At 66.4% G+C, this 6,453-nt stretch carries 6 protein-coding genes; 4 read left to right on the plus strand and 2 right to left on the minus strand.

Annotated features, from left to right (window positions below; all coding sequences use genetic code 11):
- Positions 1 to 83: 83 nt before the first annotated feature.
- The gene (locus Q0579_RS06545) at positions 84 to 959 is read right to left on the minus strand and encodes an MBL fold metallo-hydrolase (RefSeq protein WP_061780293.1); all 876 of its coding nucleotides are present in this window, start codon (positions 957 to 959) and stop codon (positions 84 to 86) included.
- Between the two features lie 68 nt (positions 960 to 1,027).
- Here Q0579_RS06545 and Q0579_RS06550 point away from each other — a divergent pair, with 68 nt between their 5' ends.
- The 3 genes from Q0579_RS06550 to Q0579_RS06560 are packed head-to-tail and all read left to right on the plus strand — an operon-like array spanning position 1,028 to position 2,655.
- Positions 1,028 to 1,345, plus strand: a complete 318-nt coding sequence (locus Q0579_RS06550; RefSeq protein ID WP_042469298.1) for a metalloregulator ArsR/SmtB family transcription factor — start codon at positions 1,028 to 1,030, stop codon at positions 1,343 to 1,345.
- A gap of 4 nt (positions 1,346 to 1,349) precedes the next feature.
- Positions 1,350 to 1,868, plus strand: coding sequence for a rhodanese family protein (locus Q0579_RS06555; RefSeq protein ID WP_042469176.1), 519 nt, complete (start codon positions 1,350 to 1,352; stop codon positions 1,866 to 1,868).
- 7 nt (positions 1,869 to 1,875) lie between these two features.
- Positions 1,876 to 2,655 (plus strand): sulfite exporter TauE/SafE family protein, encoded by a 780-nt coding sequence (locus Q0579_RS06560; RefSeq protein ID WP_042469177.1) that lies wholly within the window; start codon positions 1,876 to 1,878, stop codon positions 2,653 to 2,655.
- Between the two features lie 23 nt (positions 2,656 to 2,678).
- Here the strand turns inward: Q0579_RS06560 and Q0579_RS06565 are convergent, their stop codons facing one another.
- Entirely contained in the window at positions 2,679 to 3,305 is a 627-nt protein-coding gene (locus tag Q0579_RS06565; protein ID WP_082052512.1) for a recombinase family protein, read from the minus strand.
- A 129-nt stretch (positions 3,306 to 3,434) separates the two neighbouring features.
- Here Q0579_RS06565 and Q0579_RS06570 point away from each other — a divergent pair, with 129 nt between their 5' ends.
- Positions 3,435 to 6,404 carry a Tn3 family transposase gene (locus Q0579_RS06570; protein ID WP_042491074.1) on the plus strand — a complete coding sequence of 990 codons (2,970 nt, stop codon included), beginning with the start codon at positions 3,435 to 3,437 and terminating at the stop codon, positions 6,402 to 6,404.
- Positions 6,405 to 6,453 lie beyond the last annotated feature (49 nt).

Below are 6,453 nucleotides of genomic sequence, written 5' to 3' on the forward strand. Positions count from 1 at the left end.
TCATCAGCATCTCAGATTCGAGCCTCCAAGGCTCCGGCAGTCATGGGGTCTAAGCACAAAGCCGTGTCAGCGATCGTATGACATCACGGATGGCCGGCTTTCCATTTTACCGGAATACGCAAGTAGGTGACACCGTTCGCCTCCGCCTGATCGAAATGGCCCGCGCGGATGTTGACCTGGATCGAGGGCAGCAGGAGCTTGGGCACGGATAGCCCGGCGTCACGCTGCTCGCGCATGGCGACGAAGTCGTCCTCATTCACACCGTCATGGACGTGGACGCTCGACCGTCGCTGCTCGCCCACCGTCGTCTCCCAGCGATAGTCGTCGCGACCCGGTGCCTTGTAGTCGTGGCAGAGGAACAGTCGCGTCTCGTCGGGCAGCGCCAATAGCCGGCGGATCGAGCGATAGAGCGTCCGCGCATCCCCGCCCGGGAAGTCGGCGCGGGCGGTGCCATAGTCGGGCATGAACAGCGTATCCCCGACGAACGCCGCATCGCCGATCAGATAGGTCACGTCGGCCGGGGTGTGGCCGGGGACATGCAGCACCTCGACCGCCAGCGCCCCGATCGCGAACTGGTCGCCATTCTCGAACAGGCGGTCGAAGTCCGAGCCGTCCGTTTTCAGATCATCCATCGCGAACACGGGGCGGAAGATTTTCTGCACGTCGCGGATATGCGCGCCGATCCCGATCCATGCGCCTGTATGCGCCTTGATGAAGGGTGCGGCCGACAGATGATCGGCATGAGCGTGCGTCTCCAGCACCATCGCGATCCGCCAGTCCTGCTCGCGGGCGAAGGCGACGATCCGCTCGGCCGAGCGCGTGTCGGCGACGCCGCTCGCCATGTCGAAGTCGAGGACTGGATCGATCACCGCCGCAGTCCGTGTCGCGGGATCGCCGACGAGGTAGCTAATCGTATTGGTCGGCTCGTCGAAAAACGCCTCGATGAGGGGCTGAGTCATGATTTTCTCCGTTAGCGCTTGCTAATATATTAGCTGGTGCTACATAAGCAACACCTAATGGAGTGGCGATGATGCTCAAACCGCCGATGGACCTGGCGACATTCGAGGCGAAGGCCGGGCAGGTCGCCGACACGCTGAAGGCGATCGGCAATGCTCGCCGGCTGATGCTGCTGTGCAAGCTGGTCGAGCATGGCGAGATGACGGTCGGCGATCTGGCCCGTGATGTCGGCTTGTCGCAGTCGGCCTGCTCGCAGCACCTGGCCAGGATGCGCGACGAGGGTCTCGTCACCTACCGGCGGGAGAGCCAGACGCTCTGGTACGCCATCGCGGATGCCCGCGTCGAAACGCTGCTCGGCACTCTCTACCAGCTCTACTGCAAGGATTGATGCGATGACGCTCGCGACCCTTTCTCCCGACGATACCCGTGCCGCGATCGATGCCGGTGCGCGCCTGATCGACATTCGCGGTGCCGACGAGCATGCGCGCGAACGCATTCCCGGCGCGATGAACGTGCCGCTCGACCGGATCGGCGATCTCCCGCGCGACGATCGTCCGGTCGTCTTTCACTGCAAGTCCGGGATGCGCACCGCCGCCAATGCGGCGCAGCTCGGCGCGGCAGCGGGTGGCGCGCCGGCCTATATCCTGGGCGGCGGCATCGATGCGTGGCGGCAGGCAGGACAGCCCACCGTCGCCGATCGGTCGCAGCCGTTGGAAATCATGCGGCAGGTGCAGATTACCGCCGGTGGGCTGGTGCTGATCGGCGTTCTGCTCGGCACGTTCGTCGCTCCCGGCTTCTTCGGGCTGTCGGCGTTCGTCGGGGCGGGGCTGATGTTCGCGGGCGTGACGGGGTGGTGCGGCATGGCCAACCTGCTGCGCGTCATGCCCTGGAACCGGCGCGCGACAGCCTGAGGCGATCGTGGACACCGCTGCCACCCTTGCCGCGCTTGCATCGGGCGGCGTGATTGGCCTGATCCTCGGCCTTGTCGGCGGAGGCGGGTCGATCCTCGCCGTGCCACTCCTGATCTATGTTGTCGGCGTCGGATCACCGCACGCTGCGATCGGGACGGCCGCTGTCGCCGTCACCGTCAATGCGCTTGCCAGCCTGGTCGGCCATGCGCGAGCGGGCCGCGTGAAATGGCGGTGCGCCAGTGTCTTCGCCGTCTCCGGAATGATCGGCGCGGCGCTGGGGGCGGAGTTGGGCAAGGCGTTCGACGGCAAGCGACTGCTTGTCCTGTTCGGGCTTCTGATGATTGGCGTCGGTTTGTCGATGTTGCGCAAGCGCCGCACGGCGGAAGCGCCGGACGTGCGACTGACCCGCGATAGCGCCTCGACGCTGCTGCCGCGCTTGGTTCCGATCGGGCTGGGCGTCGGGCTTGCCGCCGGCTTCTTCGGGATCGGGGGCGGCTTCCTGATCGTGCCGGGGCTGATCCTCGCGACCGCGATGCCGCTGCCCTTCGCGATCGGCACGTCGCTGGTCGTCGTCAGCGCGCTGGGGTTGACCACCGCCTTGTCCTACGCCCTGTCGGGGCTGGTCGACTGGAGCGTGACCGCGATGCTGGTCGTGGGCGGCGTCGCTGGAACGATCGGCGGTATTGCATTGGGCAAGGTTCTCGGCACCCGTAAGGGGCTGCTCGAACGTGGCTTTGCCGCCGTCGTGATTGCGGTAGGAACCTACGTTACGGCATCGTCGCTCTGAACCTGAGCAGCTTCAGCCGACTGCTATCGGCGCCCTCGCGCCAACAGCTTTTCACCATCGGGCCTGATCTCGCCCTTCGGCGTGACGTGTCGGTAGAGTGTTTGGCGCGTCACGCCGAGTTCGGCGCATAGCTCCGCGACCTTGGTTTCCGGTTTGCCCATCGCGGCCTGGGCGAGACGCAGTTTGGCCGGCGTCATCTTGAACGGACGCCCGCCGTGCCGACCGCGTGCCCGAGCGGACTCCAGACCGGCGCGCGTGCGCTCGACGATCAGTTCTCGCTCGAACTCGGCGAGGCCGGCGAAAATCGCGAAGATCAGCCGACCGTTGGCGGTGGTTGTGTCAATCGACGCGCCTTCGCCCGCCAGCACCTTCAACCCGATGCCACGCTTCGTCAGATCACCAACCGTATTGACGAGGTGGCGCAAATCGCGGCCGAGCCGATCGAGTTTCCAGATGACCAGCGTGTCGTCGCGGCGCAGCGCCTTCAGGCAGGCGTCCAGTCCCGGTCGCTTGTCGAGCCGGCCCGATGCGGCATCCTCATAGATATGCTCGGGATCGACGCCGGCCGCGACCAGCGCGTCGTGCTGCAGGTCGTGGACCTGGCTGCCGTCCGCCTTGGACACCCGCGCGTAACCGATCTGCGTTGTCACATATACGTCCGTTCACGTGACGGAGCGGCATTGCCCGTCGATCAATCGCGATAATGTCACATAACCCGTCTTCTGGTCTATGCTCCATGAACGGGTACGCTTTCCTGTTTCGTGACGAACAGGAAGCCGATGCCGACCAAGACCATCCTGTCGCCCGCGCAGCGTGCTGTGATCTTCGACCCGCCTGCCGATCGCGCGACGATCGAACGGCTCTATACGCTCGGTCCCGACGATCTGGCACAGGTGGCGCGACGTCGGCGCGGGGCGAACCGGCTCGGCTATGCGGTGCAGCTTTGCTACCTGCGTCATCCCGGTCGCAGGCTACTGACGGGGGATGCGGTGCCCGCCGCCATGCTCGCGCTGCTCGCCGATCAGATCGGGTGCGTAGCCGACGACTTCACCGGCTATGCCACGCGCCCCACGACATTGCGCGAACACCGGGCCGAGATCGAAGCTCTGCTCGGTCTGCGCGCCTTCGCGCGGGTGGATGTACGGGCGATGCTGGCGCTGGGATCGGAGATTGCCGCTTCGACTGATAGAGGTGAGACGATCGTCACAGGCATGGTCGATCGCTTGCGGGCGGACCGGATCGTACTGCCGGCGACATCGACGCTGGAACGGCTCGCCCTCATCGTGCGGACACGGGCGCGCAAGGCGGCCCATTCCAATCTGATCCGCGACTGTTCGACCGAACAGGAAGCCGCACTCGAACACATGATCGCCTCCGACGATGATGGGCGCACCCGGCTAGGATGGATACGCGAATGGCCGGAAGCACCATCGGCCGCGAACCTGAAGGGAATCGTCGAACGGCTCGACACCGTGCGCGGCATCGGGATCGCGGCTGATCGAGCACGACGTATCCATGCTGCTCGCTATGCCGTCATTGCGCGGACCGCCGGCATCGTCACCGCCCAGCACCTGCGGCGTCTCGAACGTCCGCGCCGGCTCGCCATGCTCGTAGCTTCCGTGATCGAGATGGAAGCGACGTTGACCGACGCCGCGCTGGTCATGGTGGAGAAGATGGTGGGCGCGCTGTTCCGCCGTGCCGACCGCACCCGCTCCGATCGGCTGCTCGGCCAGGCACGGATGCTGAAGGACACCGCGCGTTTCCATGCCCGGCTCGGTCGCCTGCTGGTAGATGCTCGTGCGAGCGGGCGCGACGCCTTCCGCGCGATCGACGCGAAGATGGGCTGGGATCAGCTCGAACGCAGCATCCGCTTTGCCGAGGATCTGACGCGCTCGGCCGATGACGGGCTGGAAGAAGTGGTCGAACGCTATCCCGCCGTGCGGCGTTTCGCCCCGACGTTTCTCGCCGCTTTCACCTTCCGCACCGCGCGGTTGGCTGATCCGCTGCTCGGCGCGATCGAGGTGCTGCGCACGATGTACCGCGACGGTCGATCGGTCCTGCCGAAGCGAGTGCCGACCAGCTTCATCAAGCCGCGCTGGCGCAAGGTCGTGCAGCCGGCGGAAGGGACGATAGACCGGCGCGCCTATGAGATCGCAGTGATCGCCCACCTGCGCGAGCGGCTCGGCTCGGGCAGCATCTGGGTGGACGGCAGCCGCGCCTATCGCACGCTCGACGACTATCAGCTGCCCATGCCCGCCTTCGAAGCGATGCGCGCGAGCGGCGATCTGCGCCTGGTTGTGCCGACCGACTTTTCCAAATGGTACGAGGAACGCCGCACCCTGTTGGCCCGGCGCATGACGGAGGTGGAGCGCGCAGCCGCAGCGGGCGAGCTGGTCGATGTGACGATCGAACGCGGGCAGTTGCTCATATCGTCGATCCGGCGATCCCCGTCCGACGATGCCGATGCGCTAAAGGCCCGGCTCTACGCGATGCTGCCGCGCGTCCGAATCACCGATCTGCTGGTCGAGGTCGCCGCATGGTCGGGATTCGCCGACCGTTTCGTCCATGCGCGCAGCGGCGCCCCCGCCTCCGACCAGTCCGCGCTGATGGGTGCGATCCTCGCCGATGCGACCAACCTCGGCCTGGGCCGCATGGCCGAAAGCTCGCGCGGGCTGACGTTGTCTCGCCTGCGCTGGACGGCGGAATGGCATGTGCGCGACGAAACCTATCTGTCGGCGCTGGCGGCGATCGTCGATTGCCATACCGCGCATCCGCTCGCGGCGGTCTGGGGACCGGGCGATACATCGTCGTCGGACGGGCAGTTCTTTCGTGCCGGTGGTCAGGGCGAGGCCCGCGCCGATCACAACGCCCGCTATGGCACCGAACCAGGCGTGCTGTTCTACACCCACGTCACCGACCGCTTCACGCCGTTCCACACCAAGGTCATCGCCGCCAATGCCGGCGAGGCCGCGCATGTCCTCGACGGCCTGCTCGACCATGAAAGCGAGCTGGTCATCCGCGAACATGCGACCGATACCGCCGGCGCGGTCGATCATGTCTTCGGCCTGTGCCATCTGCTCGGCTTCCGCTTCGCGCCCCGCATCCGCGACCTCAACGAGCGCCGGCTCTACAGCCTGTCGCCGCTCGACTCGTGGCCGACGCTGCGCCCGCTCGTCGCCGGTCCGGTCAAGATCCGCGCGATCGAGGAGAACTGGGACGAAACCCTGCGCCTTGCCGCCTCGATCCGCGCCGGCACGGTGAGCGCCTCGGTCATGCTCCGCAAGCTGGCGGGCTTCCCGCGTCAGAACTCGGTCGCCCGCGCGCTGCGGGAGATAGGTCGGATCGAACGCACCCTGTTCATGCTCGACTGGTTCGATGATCCCGACCAGCGTCGTCGCACCGGCAGCATTCTCAACAAGGGCGAGGCCCGCAACGCGCTCGCCCGCGCCATCTTCTTCAACCGCCTCGGCGAACTGCGCGACCGCACCTTCGAGAACCAGCGCCATCGCGCCTCCGGCCTGACCCTCGTCACCGCGGCCATGACGCTCTGGAACACCGTCTATCTCGACCGAGCTGTCCGTCATCTGCGCGGCAGCGGCGTCGACGTGCCCGACGAGCTGCTCGCCCACGTCGCCCCTCTGGGCTGGGAGCATATCGGCCTCACCGGCGACTATCTCTGGGGCGAGATCGACAAACCTCGCGAGCGGTTCAGGCCGCTGCGCCTCCACCAGCAAAGCCGGGACGCTTAGACCCCATGACTGCCGGAGCCTTGGAGGCTCGAATCTGAGATGCTGATGA

Origin of the sequence: uncultured Sphingomonas sp. (genome assembly GCF_936927845.1) — a bacterium.
GTDB lineage: Bacteria > Pseudomonadota > Alphaproteobacteria > Sphingomonadales > Sphingomonadaceae > Sphingomonas.